Source organism: Blastococcus sp. KM273129 (assembly GCF_021698995.1).
Lineage (GTDB): Bacteria > Actinomycetota > Actinomycetes > Mycobacteriales > Geodermatophilaceae > Blastococcus.
This window is the reverse complement of sequence record NZ_SSXB01000016.1, coordinates 39962-60270: the sequence shown is the minus strand read 5'-3', so window position 1 is coordinate 60270 and position 20309 is coordinate 39962. Positions and strand designations below refer to the sequence as shown.

23 protein-coding genes are annotated in these 20309 nt (G+C 75.8%); 14 read left to right on the top strand and 9 right to left on the bottom strand.

The window, feature by feature from the left end:
- Both E9565_RS07230 and E9565_RS07225 read left to right on the top strand, forming a co-directional pair.
- The coding region (locus E9565_RS07230; RefSeq protein WP_236834433.1) for a C40 family peptidase at positions 1-397 on the top strand (397 nt) is incomplete at its 5' end.
- A gap of 89 nt (positions 398-486) precedes the next feature.
- Positions 487-1716, top strand: coding sequence for an MFS transporter (locus tag E9565_RS07225; protein ID WP_236834432.1), 1230 nt, complete (start codon positions 487-489; stop codon positions 1714-1716).
- 3 nt (positions 1717-1719) lie between these two features.
- Here E9565_RS07225 and E9565_RS07220 read toward each other — a convergent pair whose 3' ends face one another.
- Positions 1720-2547, bottom strand: coding sequence for an ABC transporter permease (locus E9565_RS07220; protein ID WP_236826119.1), 828 nt, complete (start codon positions 2545-2547; stop codon positions 1720-1722).
- Complete coding sequence (locus E9565_RS07215) at positions 2544-3533, bottom strand: ATP-binding cassette domain-containing protein (RefSeq protein ID WP_236834431.1); 990 nt, start codon at positions 3531-3533, stop codon at positions 2544-2546. Before E9565_RS07215 ends, E9565_RS07220 begins: the two co-directional genes overlap by 4 nt.
- A gap of 249 nt (positions 3534-3782) precedes the next feature.
- Here E9565_RS07215 and E9565_RS07210 point away from each other — a divergent pair, with 249 nt between their 5' ends.
- From E9565_RS07210 to E9565_RS07175, 8 genes are all read left to right on the top strand, one after another.
- Positions 3783-4922 (top strand): globin domain-containing protein, encoded by a 1140-nt coding sequence (locus E9565_RS07210; RefSeq protein WP_236826117.1) that lies wholly within the window; start codon positions 3783-3785, stop codon positions 4920-4922.
- The gene (locus tag E9565_RS07205; RefSeq protein ID WP_236826116.1) at positions 4919-5689 is read left to right on the top strand and encodes a DivIVA domain-containing protein; all 771 of its coding nucleotides are present in this window, start codon (positions 4919-4921) and stop codon (positions 5687-5689) included. Before E9565_RS07210 ends, E9565_RS07205 begins: the two co-directional genes overlap by 4 nt.
- A gap of 104 nt (positions 5690-5793) precedes the next feature.
- Positions 5794-6408 carry a DUF4178 domain-containing protein gene (locus E9565_RS07200; RefSeq protein ID WP_236834430.1) on the top strand — a complete coding sequence of 205 codons (615 nt, stop codon included), beginning with the start codon at positions 5794-5796 and terminating at the stop codon, positions 6406-6408.
- Positions 6405-6911: a DUF2617 family protein gene (locus tag E9565_RS07195; RefSeq protein WP_236834429.1), complete on the top strand. Its 507-nt coding sequence runs from the start codon at positions 6405-6407 to the stop codon at positions 6909-6911. Before E9565_RS07200 ends, E9565_RS07195 begins: the two co-directional genes overlap by 4 nt.
- Entirely contained in the window at positions 6908-7312 is a 405-nt protein-coding gene (locus tag E9565_RS07190) for a DUF4247 domain-containing protein (protein ID WP_236834428.1), read from the top strand. Before E9565_RS07195 ends, E9565_RS07190 begins: the two co-directional genes overlap by 4 nt.
- Before the next feature lie 40 nt (positions 7313-7352).
- On the top strand, positions 7353-7817 hold the full coding sequence (locus tag E9565_RS07185; protein WP_236834427.1) for a DUF350 domain-containing protein: 465 nt from the start codon (positions 7353-7355) through the stop codon (positions 7815-7817).
- Between the two features lie 4 nt (positions 7818-7821).
- Positions 7822-9399 (top strand): polyamine aminopropyltransferase, encoded by a 1578-nt coding sequence (locus E9565_RS07180; protein WP_236834426.1) that lies wholly within the window; start codon positions 7822-7824, stop codon positions 9397-9399.
- A gap of 131 nt (positions 9400-9530) precedes the next feature.
- Complete coding sequence (locus tag E9565_RS07175) at positions 9531-11150, top strand: peptide chain release factor 3 (RefSeq protein WP_236834425.1); 1620 nt, start codon at positions 9531-9533, stop codon at positions 11148-11150.
- 6 nt (positions 11151-11156) lie between these two features.
- On the opposite strand, the gene E9565_RS07170 is transcribed toward E9565_RS07175, so the two are convergent.
- On the bottom strand, positions 11157-12029 hold the full coding sequence (locus E9565_RS07170; RefSeq protein WP_236826109.1) for an alpha/beta fold hydrolase: 873 nt from the start codon (positions 12027-12029) through the stop codon (positions 11157-11159).
- A 115-nt stretch (positions 12030-12144) separates the two neighbouring features.
- Here E9565_RS07170 and E9565_RS07165 point away from each other — a divergent pair, with 115 nt between their 5' ends.
- Positions 12145-12900, top strand: a complete 756-nt coding sequence (locus E9565_RS07165) for an SDR family oxidoreductase (RefSeq protein ID WP_236834424.1) — start codon at positions 12145-12147, stop codon at positions 12898-12900.
- 73 nt (positions 12901-12973) lie between these two features.
- Positions 12974-13336: a DUF1330 domain-containing protein gene (locus E9565_RS07160; protein ID WP_236826107.1), complete on the top strand. Its 363-nt coding sequence runs from the start codon at positions 12974-12976 to the stop codon at positions 13334-13336.
- Between the two features lie 28 nt (positions 13337-13364).
- Here E9565_RS07160 and E9565_RS07155 read toward each other — a convergent pair whose 3' ends face one another.
- The 4 genes from E9565_RS07155 to E9565_RS07140 form a co-directional block, all read right to left on the bottom strand.
- Entirely contained in the window at positions 13365-15008 is a 1644-nt protein-coding gene (locus tag E9565_RS07155; protein WP_236834423.1) for a thiamine pyrophosphate-binding protein, read from the bottom strand.
- Complete coding sequence (locus E9565_RS07150) at positions 15005-15781, bottom strand: cyclase family protein (RefSeq protein WP_236834422.1); 777 nt, start codon at positions 15779-15781, stop codon at positions 15005-15007. Before E9565_RS07150 ends, E9565_RS07155 begins: the two co-directional genes overlap by 4 nt.
- 62 nt (positions 15782-15843) lie before the next feature.
- Positions 15844-16026 (bottom strand): PspC domain-containing protein, encoded by a 183-nt coding sequence (locus tag E9565_RS07145; RefSeq protein ID WP_255715098.1) that lies wholly within the window; start codon positions 16024-16026, stop codon positions 15844-15846.
- A gap of 40 nt (positions 16027-16066) precedes the next feature.
- Positions 16067-16900 carry an alpha/beta fold hydrolase gene (locus E9565_RS07140; RefSeq protein WP_236826103.1) on the bottom strand — a complete coding sequence of 278 codons (834 nt, stop codon included), beginning with the start codon at positions 16898-16900 and terminating at the stop codon, positions 16067-16069.
- A gap of 83 nt (positions 16901-16983) precedes the next feature.
- On the opposite strand from E9565_RS07140, the gene E9565_RS07135 reads away from it, so the two are divergent.
- Positions 16984-17178: a hypothetical protein gene (locus E9565_RS07135; protein WP_236826102.1), complete on the top strand. Its 195-nt coding sequence runs from the start codon at positions 16984-16986 to the stop codon at positions 17176-17178.
- A gap of 11 nt (positions 17179-17189) precedes the next feature.
- Here the strand turns inward: E9565_RS07135 and E9565_RS07130 are convergent, their stop codons facing one another.
- Entirely contained in the window at positions 17190-18548 is a 1359-nt protein-coding gene (locus E9565_RS07130; RefSeq protein WP_236834421.1) for an alpha-amylase family protein, read from the bottom strand.
- Positions 18549-18809: 261 nt separating this feature from the next.
- Here E9565_RS07130 and E9565_RS07125 point away from each other — a divergent pair, with 261 nt between their 5' ends.
- Entirely contained in the window at positions 18810-19013 is a 204-nt protein-coding gene (locus E9565_RS07125) for a cold-shock protein (protein ID WP_236826100.1), read from the top strand.
- A 341-nt stretch (positions 19014-19354) separates the two neighbouring features.
- Here E9565_RS07125 and E9565_RS07120 read toward each other — a convergent pair whose 3' ends face one another.
- Positions 19355-20227, bottom strand: coding sequence for an ATP-grasp fold amidoligase family protein (locus E9565_RS07120; protein WP_236826099.1), 873 nt, complete (start codon positions 20225-20227; stop codon positions 19355-19357).
- Positions 20228-20309 lie beyond the last annotated feature (82 nt).

The following is a 20309-nucleotide window of genomic DNA, read 5'->3' as shown; positions in this document are numbered from 1 at the left end:
GTTCACCGCGGTCTGCGCCGCCCCCCCGGCACCGTCCGGCGGCAGCGGGGCGGCGCAGACCGCGGTGAACACGGCCATGGCGCAGATCGGCGACCCCTACGTGTGGGCGGCCGCCGGGCCGGACGCCTTCGACTGCTCGGGCCTCATGCAGTACGCCTACGCGGCCGCCGGCATCAGCCTGCCGCACTCGAGCCGGATGCAGTCGACGATGGGCACCCCGGTGCCCCTCTCGGCGCTGCAGCCCGGCGACCTGCTCTTCTACTACTCGCCGGTCAGCCACGTGGGGATGTACATCGGCAACGGCCAGATGGTGCACGCCTCCACCTACGGCGTGCCGGTGAAGGTGGCGTCGATCAACTCCATGGGCGACGCCCCCTTCGCCCGCCGCATCGCCTGACAGCACTCCGGCGTGCGGGCGGCCCGGCCGCCCGCACGCCGGGACCTCGGCGGCGGCCGCGCGGGCCGGGCGTGGGACGATCGCCTCTCGTGCGGGTCGGGACGGGGGGCGGGCTGCCCCGCGAGGTCAGGGTCCTGGCGGTCATCGCCTTCGTCGTGGCCCTCGGCTTCGGCATCGTCGCGCCGGCGATCCCGCTGTTCGCCCGCTCCTTCGGGGTGGGGACCACCGCCGTCGGCCTGGCGGTGAGCGCCTTCGCGTTCTTCCGCTTCGTCTCCGCCTTCAGCGGCGGCACCCTGGTCGAGCGGTTCGGCGAGCGCCTGGTGCTCGCCTCCGGCCTGGTGATCGTCGCCGTCACCACGGGGCTCGCCGGGCTCGCCGGCTCGTTCCCCCTCTTCCTGGGGCTGCGCGCCGCGGGTGGCATCGGCAGCGCCATGTTCACCGTGGCCGCGCTGTCGCTGCTGCTGCGGGTGGCCCCGCCGTCGCACCGCGGCCGGGCCGCCGCCACCTGGCAGGGCGGCTTCATCCTCGGCGGCATCGCCGGCCCCGCCGCCGGCGGGCTGCTCGCGGAGCTCTCCCCGCGGCTGCCGTTCTTCCTCTACGCCGGCTTCCTGCTGGTCGCCGGCGCGGTCGGCATCGCGCTGCTGCGCACCGCCGAGCCCGACCCCGCGGCGCCCGCGGCGGCCGACGTCGCCGGGCCGGACCTCGACGCCGGCCCGGTCCGGCTGGGCAGCGCCCTGCGCTCCCGCGTCTACCTGGCCGCGCTGGTGGCCAACGTCGGCGTCGGCTGGGTGCTGTTCGGCGTCCGCAACTCGCTCGTGCCGCTCTACGTCACCGAGGAGCTGGGGCGCACGGTGGCCTGGGCCGGGGCCGGACTGCTGGCCGGCTCGCTGGCCCAGGCGCTGGGGCTGCTCCGCTCCGGCCGGCTCGTCGACGCGTGGGGACGGCGGCCCTCGCTCGTCCTCGGGGCGGCGCTGGCGACCGCGGCCATGGCGGTGCTGGTGCTGCCCCCGGCGACCTGGGCCTTCCTGGTCTCGATGGCGGTCTTCGGGTTGGGTGCCTCGCTGCTGGCCAGCGCACCGGCGGCGCTGGTCGGCGACCTCAGCGGCGGCCGGGGTGGCCGCGTCGTCGCCGTGTTCCAGATGTCGGCCGACCTCGGCGCCATCGCCGGCCCCCTGGTCGCGGGCTGGCTCACCGACGTGGCCGGCTTCCAGGTGGCGTTCGGCGTGAGCACCGCCGTCCTCGCCGCCGGCCTGGTCGGCGGCCTGGCGATCCCGCGGTCGGCGCCCGTCCCGGCCACGGCAGGAGCGCGCGCCGCCTGAGGTTCAGCGGCTCCGGTACAGCCGCGTGGTGATCGGCAGGAACACCAGCGCCAGGGCCGCGGCCACCGCCAGCGAGACGAGGATCGCCGGCACGTCGGGCTCCCCGGCCATGAGCGACCGCGACGCCGTCGCCAGGATCGAGATGGGGTTGACGTCGACGAACGCCTGCAGCGGCCCGGGCAGCGTGGCCGGGTCGACGAAGACGTTGGACAGGAACGTCAGCGGGAAGATGCCCATGAAACCCGCGTTCATGACCGCGTTGGGGCTGCGCAGGAGCAGGCCGAGCACCGAGAACGCCCACGACAGCCCGAACGAGAAGACCACCACGAGGGCGAGCGCGGCGACGGCACCGGACACCCCGGCGTCCGGCCGGTAGCCCAGCAGCACGCCGACGACGATGATCACCGTGCCGGCCACGACGTACCGGACGCTGTCGCCGAGCAGCGAGCCCAGCAGCGGTGCCGGGCGCCAGATCGGCAGCGAGCGGAACCGGTCGACGACGCCCTTGGTCAGGTCGGTGTTGAGCGCGACGCCGGAGTAGACGGTGGTGAACAGCACCGACATGACCAGCAGCCCGGGCAGCGTGTAGTCCAGGTACGCGCTGGTGGAGCCGGCGATGGCGCCGCCGAACAGGTAGGTGAACATCAGCAGGAACATCACCGGCGTGACGGTCACGTCGAGCAACTGCTCGGGCACGTGCTTGACCTTCAGCATGCCGCGCCAGCCGAAGGTCAGCGCCGCCTGCAGCGGCCCGGGTCGTGGCGGCCGCTCCGTGCCGGCGATCGCCCGGCGCACCGCCGCGGTGTCGGCGTCCGTGGTGAGGGTGGTCATGACGTCTGCTCCTCGAAGGTGGGGGCGGATCCGGGCGGCTCCTCGGCGCCGCGCCCGGTGAGCGCCAGGAACACCTCGTCCAGGCTGGGCTGGTCCAGCGAGAAGTGAGCGAGGCCGATGCCGGTCCGGGCCAGCTCGGCCACCGCGGCGGCGGCCCGGGCGGGGTCGGGGCAGGTGGCCGAGAGCACCGCCGGGTCCGGCTGCAGGGAGACCGGGCCGAGCGCGCGCTCCAGCACGCCGGCCGCGTCGGGCCGGCGGTCGGGGTCGAGCAGCCGCACGTGCAGCGCCCCCGTGCCCACCGACGCCTTGAGCTGCGCCGGCGTGCCCTCGGCGATCACCCGGCCGTGGTCGATGACCGCGATGCCGTCGGCGAGCTGGTCGGCCTCCTCCAGGTACTGCGTGCAGAGCAGGATCGTGGTGCCCCCGGCGACCAGCGCGCGGGCGATCTCCCAGACCTGGTTCCGCGAGCGCGGGTCGAGCCCGGTGGTCGGCTCGTCGAGGAACATCAGCCGCGGGGTGACGACGATGCTCGCCGCGATGTCCAGCCGGCGGCGCATGCCGCCCGAGTAGTGCTTGACCAGCCTGCCGGCGGCCGTGGCGATGCCGAACGCCTCCAGCAGCTCGTCGGCGCGGGCCCGCGCCCCCGCGCGGGAGAGCCCGAGGAGCCGGCCGAGCAGCACCAGGTTCTCGCGGCCGGTCAGCTCCTCGTCCACCGAGGCCAGCTGGCCGGTCAGGCTCACCTCCGCGCGCACGGCGTCGGCCTCGGTGACGACGTCGTGGCCGAGCACCCGCGCGCTCCCCGAGTCGGGGCTGATGAGCGTGGCGAGCATGCGGATGGTCGTGGTCTTCCCCGCCCCGTTGGGGCCGAGCACGCCGTAGACGGTGCCCGCCGGCACGGCGAGGTCCAGCCCGTCCACCGCGGTCGTCGCCCCGTAGGACTTGGTCAGCGCCGTGGCCTCGACGGCCAGGGGTGCGTGCAGCGGCATGGGTACCTCACCCGGGTTCGCGTCGTGCGGTCTCCTCGTGGTGGAGACCGACTCTGCCCGCCCGGCTCATCGGCGGCGAGCGAGTTTTCTGCCGTCGTCCGCAACGGGCGCGCCAGAAACCTCCGGGCGGGCCGTGTGGCGGCGAGCGCGCCGGGGAAGGGCAGAGCGGAGCGCTCCGGGGTCGTCGCGGACCGGTGCCGGTGAGCGCTCGCCGGGACGGACGCGACCGCCGCGAGGAGGCACGCACGGATGGACATCGCCGCGATGCGGGCCAGCTTCGCCAAGGCGGCGGCCACCGGCGACGAGGCCCCCCTGTACTTCTACTCGCACCTGTTCCTCAGCCACCCCGAGACCCGGGCGATGTTCCCCGTCTCGATGGCCCACCAGCGCGACCGGTTCTTCCACGCCCTCGGCGAGGTCGTGTCGCACGTCGACGACCTCGACGCGCTGGTGCCGATCCTCAAGCAGCTCGGCCACGACCACCGCAAGTTCGGCACCCTGCCCGCGCACTACCCGGCGGTCATGCCCAGCCTGCTCGCGACGCTGGAGCACTTCGACGACGAGTGGGACGAGCACCGCGCCCGCACCTGGACCGAGGCCTACGAGCTCGTCGCCTCGGTGATGATCCAGGGCGCCGAGGAGTCCGCCGACCAGCCCGCGACCTGGCGGGCCGAGGTGGTGGCGCACGAGCGGCGGGCGATCGACGTGGCCGTGCTGCAGCTACGGCCCGAGGTGCCGGTGAACTACCTGCCCGGGCAGTCGATGTCGCTGGAGATCGACCGCCGTCCGCGGCTGTGGCGCTACTACTCCCCCGCCAACGCGCCCCGCGACGACGGCACGCTGGAGCTGCACGTGAAGGCGCGCCCCGGCGGCCCGGTCAGCACCGCGCTCGTCCGCAGCACCGAGGTGGGCGACCTCGTGCGGCTGGGCCCGCCGCTGGGCGAGCTGACGCTGGCCGCCGACTCCGACCGCGACCTGCTGCTCGTCGCCGGCGGCATGGGCCTGGCGCCGCTCAAGGCGCTCGTCGACCAGGTGGCCCGGCAGGGTCCGGCCCGCCGGGTCGACCTCTTCGTGGGCGCCCGCGCCGAGGACCACCTCTACGACCGCGCGGCGATCGCGGAGCTGCAGGCCGCCCACCCGTGGCTGGACGTGACGTGCGCGGTGTCGGACGACGACCTGTCCCGGCTGGAGCACGGCGACGTCGGGGACGTCGTCCTCCGGCACGGGCCGTGGCTCAGCCGGGAGGTGTACGTCGCCGGCCCGGCCCCGATGGTGGAGGCGACCGTCGAGGGGCTCCTGGGGCACGGCGTGCCGCGGGAGCGGGTGCGCAGCGAGGTGTTCGCCCCCAGCCGACCGGGGCCCAGTGCCGAGGGGAAGGTGACCGAATGACCACCACCGAGACGTCCGGGAACGGAGGGGCCGCCCGGCGGCTGACGCCGGAGCAGATCCGCGGCGCCCGGTTCACCTCCGGTTCGATGCTGCACCCCGGCTACGACCAGGCCGAGGTCGACCGCTTCCGCGACATGGTGGCCGCGGAGGTGGGCAGCCTCGTGGGCGAGCGCGACGAGCTGCGGCACCGGGTCACCGAGCTGGAGCAGCGCCTGTCGGGCGCCACGGTGCCCGAGCCGCCCAGCGAGCAGGCGGTGAAGATCCTCGCCAGCGCCCAGCAGACCGCCGACGAGTACGTCGCCGAGGCCGAGGACTTCAGCCGGCAGATGACGGCCGAGGCCCGCGACCAGTACGAGGAGCAGCTGCGGCTGGCGCGCGAGAACGCCGGTGCGATCATGCAGGCGGCGCAGGAGGCCGCCGCGCGCCTCAGCGTGCCGACCGGCGGGGACGGCGACGCCGCCGGGCAGCGCACCGCCGCCGAGCTGGAGGAGCAGGTGGCGTTCCTGAAGGCGTTCGCCCAGGCGTGCCGGGCGCAGCTGCGCGCCTACCTGGAGGCCCTGCTCACCGACGTCGAGACCGAGTGGGGCCGGGTCGACCCGGCGCTGGCCCCCGAGGCGCTCGCCGCCGACCGGACCGGGCGGCGCCCCGGCGGTCCCGCCGCCCCGCAGACGGCGTTCCACGGCAACAGCGCCGCCGGTCCGGCGGAGGAGCCGGCGGACGACGCCGACCGGACCGAGCCCGCGGGCGCGCGCGCCACCGGCGGCTGAGCCCCGCTGCCGCGGGCCGCACCGGGCCGGGGCAGCGCGGTCCCGGGACGATCTTCCGGCGCGATAGGTTCTCCCCCGAACGCACCCCGCCGGGAGGCCCCGCGATGCCCGATGTGCTGCTCGTCCTGCTGGTCGTCGTCCTCGTGGCCCTCGCGGTGCTCGCCGTGGTCGTGCTCGTGCTGCGCCGGCGCAACCTGGCGCGCGCCGCGGCGCCGCGCGCCCGGGTCGACCCGCTGGCCGACGAGCCCGACGTCTACGACCCGCACGCCATCGGCGTCGGCGACGTGATCACCTACGCCGGCATCGACCACGTCGTCCGCGGCACGATCGTGCTGGAGGAGGGCGGGATGACCTGGCGCGAGCACCTGCTCGACGGGTCGACCGGCCGCCGCTGGCTCACCGTGGAGGACGACGAGGGCGACCTCGAGATGACGCTGTGGATGCGTCGCGAGGGCACGAACCTGACCCCCGACGGCGACGTGGTCCTGGACGACCGCGTGCACCGGCAGGTCGAGCGGGGCCGCGCCTCGTACACCGCCGAGGGCACGACCGGCACCCCGCCCAGCGGCACCGTGGACTACGCCGACTACGCGACGGCGGACCGGACCGGGCTGATCGCCTTCGAGCGCTGGGCGCCGACCCAGTCGTGGGAGGTCTCCACGGGCCGGGCCGTCAGCCGTGGCGAGCTGACCGTCTACCACCGGACGCCCGGGACATGAGCCTGCACCAGCTGGACATCGCCCCCCGCGACGTCTCCGCCGGTGCCCTGGGGCTGCTGCTCGACGGGCCGGCCCCCACCCCGCTGGCGCAGCTGCGGCTGCCCGGTGCGGCGGGCGCCTCGGTGGTCCTCGGCGTGCTGGGCGCCTCGCACGTGGTCGCCGCCGAGGTCCGCGGTCACCGGCTCACCGAGGAGGTGTCGTGCGACGCCGTCGCCGCGGGGGGCCGCCCGCTCCCGGCGGAGCAGCGCTCGGGCGGCTACGCGTTCACCGCGGCCACCACCACCGCGACGCGCGCGGAGCTCGACGCGACGGCGGCGCGGTTGCGCGCCCGGGCCGCCGACGACCCGGCGTGGCTGTGCGGCGCCTTCCCCGGCGCGGCCGACGCGCTGACCGCCCTGACCGCGCAGCCGCTGGACGGCGGCTGGGCCTGGCAGACCTGGCACCTCTACCCGGCCGGCGACTCCGGCGAGCTGGTCACGACGCGCACGAGGTGGGTGCCGTGAGCCCGGCCCGCCGGCTGGCGGCGCTCCTGCTCGCCGCCGTCCTGCTCGCCGGGTGCGGCAGCGGCACGCGGGTGCGCGACTTCCTCGACGACACCTACGAGCGGACCAGCACCGTGGACGACACCTGGGTCTACGCCTCGCCCGACCCGGTGGGCACCACGACCGCGGCGATCGCCGACGCGGTGCGGCCCGCCGAGCGGCAGGCCGACGGCGGCAACGAGTACCTCCGCTACGACGACGACATCGTCGTGGTGAGCGCGGCCGCCGGCGGCAGCACCGTGCGGGTGGAGGACCTCGACGGCCGCTACCGCAGCGGCTTCTTCGCCTTACTCGGCCCCGGCTTCCGCCCCGGCTCACCCGCCGGCACCGGTGGCGGCGGCGGCCCGGGCGACGGCAAGTGATCCGCTGCTCCCCCACCCCGACCTCAGGAGAGTTCCCGACGTGACCACGACCTGGCAGGCCCTCGAGTTCGGCACGGTCGAGGGCGGGGCGCTGCTCGACGGCGTCCTGGCGACGCTGCTCTGGTTCGGCATCGGCGTCGGCGTGCTCGCGCTCGGCTTCCTCGCGCTGGACCTGCTCACGCCCGGGAACCTGCGCACCCAGGTCTACACCGACCACAACCCGAACGCGGCGATCCTGCTGGGTGCCAACCACATCGCCCTGGCGATCATCGTCGTCACCGCGATCATGACCAGCGCCGACAGCCTCGGCCAGGGCCTCGTCGACGCCGCCGTCTACGGGATGGTCGGGGTGGTGCTGCAGGCCGTCGCCCTGCGGTTGCTCGACGCGGTCATCCCGACCGACGTGCGCGCCCTGGTGAACGAGCCCCGGATGCGCGGCTCGGCCTGGGCCGTCGGCATCAGCCTGGTGGCCATCGGCGCGGTGAACGCCGCCGCGCTGTCGTGACGCCGTGACGACGTCGGCGGAGCGGGTGGCCGGCCCGGCGCGCACCCGGGGCGGTGGCGCCGTGCGCTCGCGGCCGCTGCTGCTGGCCGCCGTCGCCGTCTGCGCGGCCTGCGGGCTGGTCTACGAGCTGGTGCTGCTGACCCTGTCGGCCAGCCTCGTCGGCGGGGGCATCACCCAGACCTCGCTCATCGTCGCCGGCTTCGTCGCCGCGCTGGGCGCCGGCGCGCTGCTGGTCAAGCCGTTCCTGCCGCACGCCGCGACCACCTTCGTCGCGGTCGAGATCCTGCTCGGCGTCGCCGGGGGGCTCAGCGCCGTCACGCTGTACGTGTCGTTCTCCTTCTACGGCACGAGCACCGCCGTGCTGCTCGCCGCGACCGCCGTCCTGGGGATCCTGGTCGGCGCCGAGGTGCCGCTGCTGATGACGCTGCTGCAGACCGGCCGCGAGGGCATCGACGCCGAGGGCAGCGGCAAGGTGCTCGCCGACCTCAACGCCGCGGACTACGCCGGTGCGCTGCTCGGCGGGCTGGCCTGGCCCTTCCTGCTGCTGCCGCTGACCGGCCAGGTGCGCGGCGCGGCGATCACCGGCCTGGTCAACCTGCTCGCCGCCGCGGTGGTGTGCGGCCTGCTGCTCCGGCGGCAGATGACGCGCCGGGCGCGGCGCGCGGCCACCGGTGCGCTGCTCGCCGCGGCCCTGCTGCTCGGCGCGCTCCTGCTGCAGGCCCGGGACATCGAGACGACCGCGCGGCAGCGGCTGTACGCCGACCCGGTCGTGCACGCCGAGCGCTCCGCGTACCAGGAGGTGGTGCTGACCGAGCGCTCCGGCGACCTCCGGCTCTACCTGGACGGCGACCTGCAGTTCTCCAGCCGCGACGAGCACCGGTACACCGAGTCGCTGGTGCACCCCGTGCTGGCCCGCGACCCCGCCCGGGTGCTGGTCCTGGGCGGCGGTGACGGGCTCGCCGCGCGGGAGGTGCTGCGCCACCCCTCGGTGCGCGAGGTGGTCCAGGTGGAGCTCGACCCCGAGGTCGTCCGCCTGGCCCGCACCCGGCTGGCCGCGCTCAACGCCGGCGCGCTCGACGACCCGCGCGTGCGGGTGGTCGTGGACGACGCGTTCCGCTGGCTGCGCTCCCCGGCCGCGACCGGCTTCGACGCCGTGGTCGTGGACATGCCCGACCCCGACACCCCGGTGCTCGGGCGGCTGTACTCCACCGAGTTCTACGGCCTGGTCTCGGCCGCCCTGGCGCCGGGCGGGCTGGTCACCGTGCAGGCCGGCAGCCCGTACTCGACGCCGGACGCGTACTGGCGGACCGTCTCCACCCTGGAGGCGGCCGGGCTGGCGGCGACGCCGTACCACGTGCACGTGCCGAGCTTCGGCGACTGGGGGTTCGCCCTGGCCGAGCAGGGGCAGCAGCCGCCGGACCTCGTCCTCTCCCCGGAGGCCCCGCCCACCCGGTTCCTCGACCCGGACGTGCTGGCGGCAGCCGGCGTCTTCCCGGGCGACCGGCCGCGGCAGCGGCTGGAGCCCTCCACCCTCGACCGGCCGCTGGTCGTCGGCGACATGCGCAGCGGCTACGTCGGCTGACGCCTGTAGCGTTGAGCGTGCTCGGACGCCGCCGGCCGGCCCGTTGGTAGCTCGCCCGCCCGGTGTCCCGGAGCACCCCCGGGCCGCCGTCTGAAGGACCTGCGCGCCCACGGACCCCGAGGAGAACCACCGTGAGTGCCGCCCCACCCGCCGCCGACGTCGACCGCACCGGCCGGGCAGCGGTCGCCGAGGCCGCGCGGCGGCGCACCTTCGCCGTGATCAGCCACCCCGACGCCGGCAAGTCCACACTCACCGAGGCCCTGGCCCTGCACGCCCGCGTCATCGGGCAGGCCGGCGCGGTGCACGGCAAGGCCGGCCGGCGGGGCACCGTGTCGGACTGGATGGACATGGAGCGCGCCCGCGGCATCTCCATCACCTCCGCGGCGCTGCAGTTCGAGTACCGGGACGCGGTGGTCAACCTGCTCGACACCCCCGGCCACGCCGACTTCTCCGAGGACACCTACCGGGTGCTCACCGCCGTCGACGCCGCCGTGATGCTGGTCGACGCCGCGAAGGGCCTGGAGACCCAGACGATGAAGCTGTTCGCCGTCTGCAAGCACCGGGGCATCCCGATCGTCACCGTGGTCAACAAGTGGGACCGGCCGGGCAAGGACGCCCTGGAGCTGATGGACGAGATCGCCGAGCGCACCGGCCTGACCCCCACCCCGCTGACCTGGCCGGTGGGCATCGCGGGCGACTTCCGCGGCGTCCTGGACCGCCGCGACGGCACCTTCCGCCGCTTCACCCGCACCGCCGGCGGCGCGACCATCGCCCCGGAGGAACAGCTGACGGCGGCCGAGGCCACCGCCCGGGAGGGCGAGGTCTGGGCACAGGCGGTCGAGGAGGCCGAGCTGCTCGAGGCCACCGGCGCCGAGCACGACCAGGAGTCCTTCCTCGGCGGGGTCACCACGCCGGTGCTGTTCGCCTCCGCCGTCTCCAACTTCGGCGTCGGGGCGCTGCTGGACACGCTGGTCGACCTCGCCCCCGCCCCCACGGGACGCCCGGACGCCGACGGCGCGGTGCGCGGCCTGGACCAGCCGTTCAGCGCCTTCGTGTTCAAGGTGCAGTCGGGGATGGACGCCGCTCACCGCGACCGGCTCGCCTACATCCGCATCTGCTCGGGGGTGTTCGAGCGGGGCATGGTGGTCACCCACGGCCGCACCAGCCGCCCGTTCGCCACGAAGTACGCCCAGCAGGTGTTCGGCCGCGAGCGGGAGAGCGTCGACGTCGCCTACCCCGGCGACGTCGTCGGCCTGGTCAACGCCTCGGCCCTCGGCGTCGGCGACACGCTGTTCACCGAGCGGCCGGTCGCCTTCCCGCCGCTGACCACGTTCGCGCCCGAGCACTTCGCCGTCGTCCGCAGCCGTGACACCGCCAAGCACAAGCAGTTCCGCAAGGGGATCGAGCAGCTGGACTCCGAGGGCGTGGTGCAGGTGCTCCGCTCCGAGCGCCGCGGCGACGGCTCCCCCGTGCTGGCCGTCGTGGGCCCCATGCAGTTCGAGGTGGCCACCCACCGCATGGAGCACGAGTTCAACGCCCCGGTCGCGCTGGACCGGCTGCCCTACAGCCTGGCGATGCGCACCGACGAGGAGTCGCTGCCGCTGATCGCCTCGTCCGGCGGGGTCGAGGTGGTGCAGCGGCCCAGCGGGGAGCTGCTGGCGCTGTTCCCCGACAAGTGGGCCCTGCGCATCCTGCAGCAGCGGCACCCGCGCGCCACGCTGGAACCGCTGGTGGCCGCCCAGCTGGCCTGACGCGGCTCAGGGCCGGAGCGCCGCGTACACCTCCTCGGCGTGGTCGAAGACGAGGAAGTGCCCCTCCCCGGGCAGCCAGCGCGCTGAGCACCGGGGCAGCATCGCGCTCAGCACCTGCCCGAGCACGACGGGCACCTGCCAGTCCTGCGTGCCGTGCCAGACGTGCACCTGCTGGCCGATCTCCGCCAGCGGGAAGCCCCACGGCCGGAACAGCAGGGCGCGGTCCTCGGCGAGCACCCCGCTGCCGTTGCGCAGCCCCTCGGTGAAGGTGTCGGCCAGGACCCGCCGGACGGCGGGGCGCCCGATCACCCGGCGGTCGGCGGCGTTGAGGCGCAGCTGCAGGTAGCGCGGGATCATCGCCGGCCGCAGCCCGATCGGCGCGAACACCGGCCGCAGCACCGCCGCCAGCCGGCCCGGGCGGTGCACCGCGGCGCGGAGCTGCCCGGGGATCCAGCGGGGCCACGGCCACGGGACGTCCGGCGGGGGCGCGCCGCCGAGGATGCCCACGGTCGTCACCCGGTCGCCGAGGGCGTGCGCGCAGGCCAGCGCGTAGGCGGCACCCCCGGAGAGGCTCAGCGCCGCGCACCGCTCGACGCCGAGGTGGTCCAGCAGCTGGGCGACGTCGTCGGGCCAGTCCGCGACCCGGCGGCCGGGGTGCGGGTCCGAGCGCCCGAAGCCGGGGCGGTCGGGCACGATGAACCGCACCCCCCACCGCCGGTAGTCCGCCGGGTCCTCGACGTGCCGCTCCAACCGGGAGCTCGGCGAGCCGTGGCACCCCAGCACCGGCCACCCGTCGGGGTCGCCGTGCTCGGCCCAGGCGAGCGTCCGGCCGTCCCGGAGCCGGATGCTCGCCTGCCGTGCCTCTGCATCGGTGCGCATCTGCACCCCCTACCCCACGGGGCGGTGCGCACCCCCGCTCTCCGGGGACTGCGGGAACGGACCGCGGGTAGGGACCCCTGGTGCCGCGGTGGGCCGCGGCCGGACGGGAGGGCGCATGAGCGGCACCGGTACCGACCGCGTGGCCGTGGTGACCGGGGCCAGCAGCGGGCTGGGCCGGGCAGTGGCGCTCCGGCTGGCCGCCGACGGCCACCGCGTCGCCCTCCTCGCCCGGGGCGCCGAGGACCTCGGGGCCGTCGCCGCGGAGGTCGAGCGTGCCGGTGGTACGGCGCTGACCTGCGCGGTCGACCTCGCCGACGCGGCGGCGACCCGGGCCGCCGCCGAGGAGGTCCTGACCCGCTGGGGGCGGGCCGACGTCCTGGTCAACGCGGCGGCCACGGATGCGCCCGGGCCGGTCGCGTCGACCACGGTGGAGGACTGGGACCGGGTCCTCGCGGTGAACCTCCGGGCCCCCTTCCTGCTGAGCCGGGCGGTGTTCCCGGCGATGCGCCGGGCGGGGGGCGGCACGATCGTCACCGTGTCCTCGGTCGCCGGCCGCCGCGGCTGGGCCGACGCCGCGGCCTACTGCTCGTCGAAGTTCGCGCTCACCGGCTTCACCCAGGCGCTCGCCGCCGAGGGCCGCGCGCACGGCATCCGCGCCTGCGTCCTGTACCCGGGTGCGATGGCGACGTCGTGGGGGGTCTGGGATCCCTCGGCGCGCCGGCCGGCCGGCGTCGGGGACGCGCCCGACCCCCGCGACGCGCTCCCGCCCGAGCGGGTCGCAGAGCTGGTGGCGTGGCTGGTGCAGGCACCGGGTGAGCTGGTGCTCAACGAGGTGACCGTCACCCCGCTGCACGAGCAGGGCTGGCGCTGACCGCGACCGGACCGGTGCGCCGACCTGCAGGTACGCCGCCCGCCCCGAGGACCGGGACCGGTAGCGTGCCGGCATGGCGATCGATCCACGCGGTGCGGACCTGAAGCGCTACCTCCAGGAGGACCCCGGCGGCCCCGTCGTGATGCTCAACCTGCTCCGGTTCGCCGAGGGTGGTCGGGAGCTCTACGCGCAGTACGCCGACGCCCTGTCCACCACGTTCCTGCCCCGCTACGGCGGCGAGGTGCTCTACGCCGGCAGCGGCTCCACCCCGCTGGTGGCCGAGTCCGGGCAGGACTGGGACGCGGTGCTGCTGGTCCGCTACCCCTCGCGCGAGGCATTCAGCCGCATGGTCGCCGACCCCGAGTACCAGCAGGTGACCGGCCTGCGCACCCGCGCCCTCACCGAGGCGGTGCTCCAGGCGACGACCGCCTGGTAGCCGCCCTCCCGGTCGCCCGGCAGGCCGGTCAGTGGCCGCGGAACGCCTCCTCGAGCCACCAGGACGGCTGCTCGCGGGTGACCTTGGCGTCGACCAGCAGCGGCGCGGTCCGGGGCCCGGCCAGCCAGGCGGCGACGCCGTCGAGGTCGTCGGGCCCCCGGACGGTGACCGCGTCGTACCCGTGCCCGCGCGCGACGGCGGCGAAGTCGGTCTCGGGGAACCGGACGGTGTCGAGCGGGTGGCCGTCCGGGCCGAAGTGGTGCACCTCGGCGCCGTAGCCGGCGTCGTCGTAGACCACCACGACCATCGGCAGGCCGAGCCGGACCACCGTCTCGAGCTCCGCGGCGCCCATGAGCGCCCCGCCGTCGCCGAGCGCGGCCACCGGCAGCCGGTCGGGGCGGGCCAGCGCCGCACCGATCGCCGTCGCCAGGCCCAGCCCGACCGACTGGAACGCCTGGGTGAAGCAGAACCCCTGCTCGTCGGGGACGTCGAGGAACATGCTCGGGTAGCCCATGAAGTTGCCCGAGTCGACGGCGACCACGCGCTCGGCGGGCAGCAGGTCGTCCAGGGCCGCGGTGAGCGCGCGCGGGTCGATCCGGTCGCCGTCCCCGTCGGGGAACGGCTCGTCCCGCCAGCGCCCGCGGGCGGCGATCGCCGCCCGCACCTCGGGCGTGCGGTAGCCGCCCGCGGCCTCGGCGCCCAGCACCGCGGTGACCGCCTCGGCGGTGGCACCCACGTCGCCGACGACGCCGAACGCCACCTCGCGCTGGGCGCCGATCGCCGGCTCCTCGTCGTCGACCTGCACCACGACGGCGTCCGCGGCGATCAGCCGGCCGTGGCGCATCGTCCACATGTTGAGCTGGCAGCCCCAGCCCACGATCAGGTCGGCCCCCGAGACGAGCTCGGCGGCCAGCGGGGTGGCGAACCCGCCGGAGACGTCGAGGTCCCACTCGCTGCCGCGGAACAGCCCCTTGGCCACCGCCGAGGTGGCCAGCAGGGCGCCGCAGCGCTCGGCCAGCCCCTCCAGCGCGACGCGGGCCGCCCGCGCGCCGCGGCCGGCCACGAACACCGGCCGCCGGGCGCCCCGCAGCGCGCCGGCCAGGCGCGCGACCGCCGCCTCGTCGGGGTGGACCCGCGGGGCCGTGGGCACCGGCGGGGGCACGTCGTCCCCGGCCGGGAGGGCCTGCACGTCCAGCGGCAGGTTGAGCACGACCGTGCGACGCTCCAGCCGCGCGGTGTCGACGGCGGCCGCAGCCACCGCCACCGCGTCGTCCGCGGAGGTCGCGCGCAGGGAGATCGCGCCGACCGCCGCGGCCAGCGCCGGCTGGTCGACGAAGAAGTTCGACCGCGGCGACGTCGCCTCCGCCGTGAGCACCACCAGCGGGGTGCGGCTCTTGGCCGCCTCGGTGATGCCGGTGAGCGCGTTGGTCAGCCCGCAGCCCTGGTGCAGGCTGAGCACCGCCGGGCGGCCGGTGACCCGCGCGTGCGCGTCGGCCATCGTGGCCGCCCCGCCCTCGTGGCGGGCGGCGACGTACCGGGCGCCGGCGGCGACCATCGCGTTGGTCGCCACGAAGTTGCCCGAGCCGACGACGCCGAACACCGCCTCGACCCCGCGCGCGACGAGGGTCTCCCCGACCGCCTGCGCGACGGTGCGCCCGGTCGCGCCGCTCATCCCCGCTCGACCAGCGCCAGCACGCGGGACGGCGACCCGGAGCCCGAGACGATGGGCAGCGGGGCGGCCACCAGCAGCGCGCCGGTGGGCGGCAGGAGGGCGAGGTTCTGCAGCTGGGTCAGCCCGTACTTGCCGCTGCCCATCAGCGCCGCGTGGCAGGGGAACGGCGGGTCGAAGGAGTGGGCCGCGCCGGCGTCGGTGCCGACCGTCTCCACGCCGAGCCCCAGCACCGGCGACTCCTCGGCCAGCCAGCGCGCGCACTCGGCCGACAGACCCGGGGTGTGCGGGCCGGTCTCGTCGGCGTTGAGGAACTCCTGCTGGGAGGTTGAGCGGGCGTCCCAGCCGGTGCGGAACAGCAGCCAGCCACCCTCGGGCAGCGGCCCGTGCTCGGCCTCCCACGCGCGCACGTGCTCGACCTCGAGCAGGAAGTCGGGGTCGGCGGCGGCCTGCTCGGAGAAGTCGAGGACGACGGCCGGGGCGATCAGCCGCGCCGCCGGCACGGAGGCGACGTCGTCGCCGTCCCGGCCGGTGACCCAGTGGTTGGGTGCGTCGAAGTGCGTGCCCGTGTGCTCGCCGGTGCGGAAGTTGTTCCAGTACCAGGCCGGGCCGCGGTCGTCGTACCGGCTCAGCTCCTCCAGCTCGAAGCGCGCCGTCTGGGCGAACTGCTCGGGCAGCTGGATGACCGGCGTCTCCGCCGACAGGGGCGCGGTGAGGTCGACGACCTCGATGCGCGCGCTGACCAGCGCCTCGGCGAGGCTGGAGAGGATCGACATCGCACTTCCTCGGGGACCGGCGGGTGGGCCGACAGCCAATCACAGCCCCGGGCGGGAGGTGCTCAGCGCTCCTTCGGGATCATGATCCAGAGCGCGATGTAGGCGATCTCGCCCACGCCGAAGAGCCCGAACAGCACGAAGCCGATCCGCACCAGCCCCGTGGAGACGCCGAAGCGCTGGGCGAGGCCGGCGCACACGCCGGCGATCATCTTGCGTCCTCGTGGTCTGACCAGCGGTGTCGTCATCCCCGCCCGCTACCCGAGGGGCCGGGCGGGGACACCTCGGTCAGGCCCGTTCCACGAGGCGCAGCACCGCCTCGGCGACGACGTCGGGCCGGTCCGCGGGCACGAAGTGGCTGGCGTCGTCGACCCAGGTGAGGCGGGCGCCCGGGAGGTCGTCGGCCAGCCGCTGCCCGTACCGGGGCTTCATCTGGTGGTCCTGCCGACCCCACACCACCTCGGCCGGCACCGCCAGCCGGGGCAGGAACGGCGCGACGGTCTGCGTGTACACCGAGTCCAGCGAGCGCAGGTGGCGGGCGAGCCGGCCGGGGCCGCCCGGGCGGGACCACGGCTCGACGAAGCGGTCGAGGAACGGCTCCGCCCGCTCCCGGTGGGCGAACAGGGTGCGCAGCGCCGGCCGCAGGACGTTCGCCAGCACCGGGGGTGGGAGGAGCGGCAGCGCCGGCCACGTGGCCTTGAGCGCCCGCACCACGGGCACCGGCCAGCCGTCGTAGCAGACCCCGTCCACGACGCCGAGCCCGGCGACGCGGCCGGTGCTGGTGGTGGCCAGGATCTGCGCCACGCCTCCGCCGAGGTCGTGGCCGACGACCACCGCCCGGTCCACCTCCAGCCCGTCCAGCAGCCGCAGCAGCAGCGCCGCCTGGGCGGCGAGGTCGACCGGGTGGTCGCCGGGGGCGTCGGAGTCGCCGTAGCCGAGCATGTCGACGGCCAGCACCCGCGCGTCACCGGCGACCGCCGGGACGACGTCGTGCCAGAGCAGGTGGTTGGTCGGGATGCCGTGCACCAGCAGCACGACCGGGCCGGTCCCACCGGCCTCCCAGACGTTCAGCCGACGATCGCCGACGTCGACCGTGCGGGTGGTGCCGACCGGGACATCCATGCCTCCTCCGGTGCCCGGCGCCCGCCCGCCCGATGCACGTCCTCCCCGCCTATCCCGGCGCCGGCGGGGTAGGGACGCCGACCATGGATGCGATCACCTTCGGGAAGGCCGGCCTCAAGGGCTGGCGCGCACGCGTGGCCGACGCCGTCGCCGGGCCGGTGTCCCAGCGCGCCCCGGTCACCGACGACCAGGTGCGGGCCGCCATCGGGGCCCTGTTCCTCGCCCTGTCGGCCATGTACGTGGCCAAGGCGGTGAAGGACCTCGCGGCCAGCCGCTGAGCCGGCCGCCCTCAGCCGGCCAGCACGGCCCACCCGTGCCCGGGGAGCCGCGCCCGGGCGCCGGGTGACCCGGGCGCGAGGACGTCGGCCCGGCCGGCCAGCACACCGACCGCTCCGGGAGCGGGGAGCTCCGACGGGCCGTCGGAGACCGACAGCGCCAAGACGAGCCGCCCGGCACCCTCGCGGGCCTCGTAGACGACCTGCTCGTTGGCCAGGTGCAGCGTCGTCGTGCGGGCGGTGTGCAGCCAGCGGTGCCGGCGGCGCAGGCCGATGAGCTGCTGGTGCAGGTGGTACACGGGCAGGCCCAGCGGGGAGAGCTCCCCCGGAGCGGCCGGGAAGGCCGGGCGGACGGCGTCGTCCCCTCCGGCCCGGTCCTCCTTGACGCCGCGGAAGGCGTGCTCGTCACCGGCGTAGACGGACGGGGTGCCGCCGGTGGTCAGCAGGACCACCAGGGCGTGCGCGAGGTGCCGCTCGTCGCCCAGCCGGCTGGCGATGCGCGTCACGTCGTGGTTGCCGACGAAGGTGTAGGGCACGAACCGGCCCAGCACGTCGTCGTGCCGGGTCAGGGCCGCGTCGAGCTCGAAGAAGTTGCGGTCGTTGAGCGAGCTCCAGATGGCCTTCCACAGCTCGTACTGGGTGACCGCGTCCAGCCCCGACTCCGCGACGAAGCGCCGCTGGTCGCCGTGGATGACCTCGCCCATCAGGTAGGCGCCGGGGTGGCGGGCGCGCACCCGCCCCGCCACCTGCGCCCAGAACGCGGTGGGCACGGCGTACGCGGCGTCCAGCCGCCACCCGTCGGCGCCCCGGTCGAGCCAGTGCACCATCACCCCGCTGACGTGGTCGACGACGTCCGGGGACCGGTGGTCCAGGGCCACCAGGGCCGAGTGGCCCTCGAAGTCGTCGTAGGCGGGCTCCGTCCCGGGCCGCCACGCCTCGGTCCCGCCGGGCCAGCGCAGCCGGAACCAGCCCGCCGTGGCGGCGGCGGGGCCCTCCGCCAGCACCCGCTGGAACGCCGGGTGACCGCGGCCCACGTGGTTGAAGACGCCGTCGAGCAGCAGGCGCAGGCCCCGGGCGCGGCACGCGGCGACCAGGGCGTCGAAGTCGGCGTCGTCGCCGAGCCGGGGATCGATGCGCAGGTGGTCGGTGGTGTCGTAGCCGTGCGTCTCCGACGCGAAGACCGGGCCGAGGGCGAGCCCCGAGGCGCCGAGCTCGACCGCGTGGTCCAGCCACGGCAGCAGCTGCCGCAGCCGGTGCCGGACCGGCTGCCCCGGGGCGGAGGCCGGCTCGGCGCCGACGAAACCCAACGGGTAGACGTGCCACCACAGGGCGTCGTGCACCCAGCCCGGCTCGCGGGTGCTCGGGGACTCCATGGCGACGATGCTCGCGCACGCGCCGACCGCACCCGCCGGCCGGGTCGCACCCCACGGGGGGAGCCCGACGACCAGGTCTTCCCACGGTGTGCCCATGTGGCTGTACAGTCCTCGGTGGTCGCTGTTGCGCCTCTGCTTTCGTTCTTGGACGTCCGCAGTCGTCTCTGCCTGACGTTCCCTCTCGGTCCTGCCGGTCGGTGCGGCGGCCCCGCACCCGGTACGTACCTGTGCGGTCACCTCCCAGCACGGAAGAAGAACGACATGGCTCAGGGCACTGTGAAGTGGTTCAACGCGGAGAAGGGCTTCGGGTTCATCGCCCAGGACGGCGGCGGCGCCGACGTCTTCTGCCACTACTCCGCCATCACCGGCTCCGGTTACAAGTCCCTCGACGAGGGGCAGCAGGTCGAGTTCGACGTCACGCAGGGCCAGAAGGGCCCGCAGGCGGAGAACGTCCGCGCGCTCTGATCGACGCGTGAGGAGGGGGCCACGGCGCGTTGCGCCGTGGCCCCTTCCGCGTTCCGGTCCGGCACTCCCGCCGCACCGGCCACCCGACCGAGGGGACCGCGCCATCGCCACGCACGCCGGACGCTGCGAGGAAGCCCACCTCGGTTGCCCCTGCCGGGGCGACGAGCGGATCCACGAGGAGCGGACCCGCGCCCTCGCCGAGGCGCGAGCCGAACCCGCCCAGACCGTCGAGTGCCCCGAGTGCGGCGGCCCGACGACCCCGCTGGCCATCGTCTCGTGGGGCAACTGCCGGGCCTGCCGCACGGCGCACTCCCGCTCCACCCACCCGCTGCGCTGGTGAGCTAGCGGTCGCGCACCCCGGCGCGGGCGGGCAGCGTCCACCAGCCGCCGAGCCACCGGTCCAGCTCGGGGTCGAACGGGTCCAGCCCGCCGCCGGGGTAGGGCGTGAGCTCGCCGAACCAGACCTCGCCGTCGACGTCGTAGAGGTCGACCCGGATGAAGTCGAAGGCCGCACCCAGCGCCTCGGCGGTGGCCAGCATGGCCGGCAGCGCGGCCGGGGGCGCCGTCACGGGACCGGTGACCACGTGCGGTTCGTGCGCCGTCACCGGCACCCAGTCGCGCGTGTAGAGCCGCCGGGAGTGGCTCCCGGTGAGCCGGCCGGTGTCGACCTGCACCAGCCGCACCCGGCCACCGAAGACCAGGAACTTGTGGTCGGCGAGCACCTCCCCCGGCCGGCCGAGGAACTCCTCGGCCAGCAGCAGCCGGCGGGCCCGGCTGTAGACCCACTCGCCGCGCTCGGGCCACAACGGCTCGTCCAGCCAGCCCTCGGTCAGCCGCCGCAGCGCCGGCACGTCCGGTCGCCCGGCGCCGCGGTGCACCCGCATCGTGCCGTGGTTCGGCTTGAGCACCCAGCGTTCGGGCAGCGCCGAGCCGGCGAGCTCACCGAGGTCGGTGCCCGCCCAGAACACCCGCGGGACCGCGAGCCCTGGGCAGGTGCGCGCGGCGTAGTCCTTCATCGCCAGCTTGTCGCCCAGCTGCCCGATGAGCGGTCGCCGGTCGTGCACGATCCGCCAGTTCAGCTTCTCGGTGAAGGTGCGGGGACGGCGCAGGGGCGGCCGCCGGCCGTGCGCCTCGGCGTAGAGGACAGCGCGCTTCGCCGCCAGCGGCAGCCGCCGCACCACGGCCCGGCGGAAGCGGTCCGGCACCACGCGCACGCCCTCCCCTGCTCGGGGCGGCCGCCGCGGCCGCGCTCCGCGGACAGTCTGCGCGGCGGACCGCGCCGTCCCCTCCTAGGGT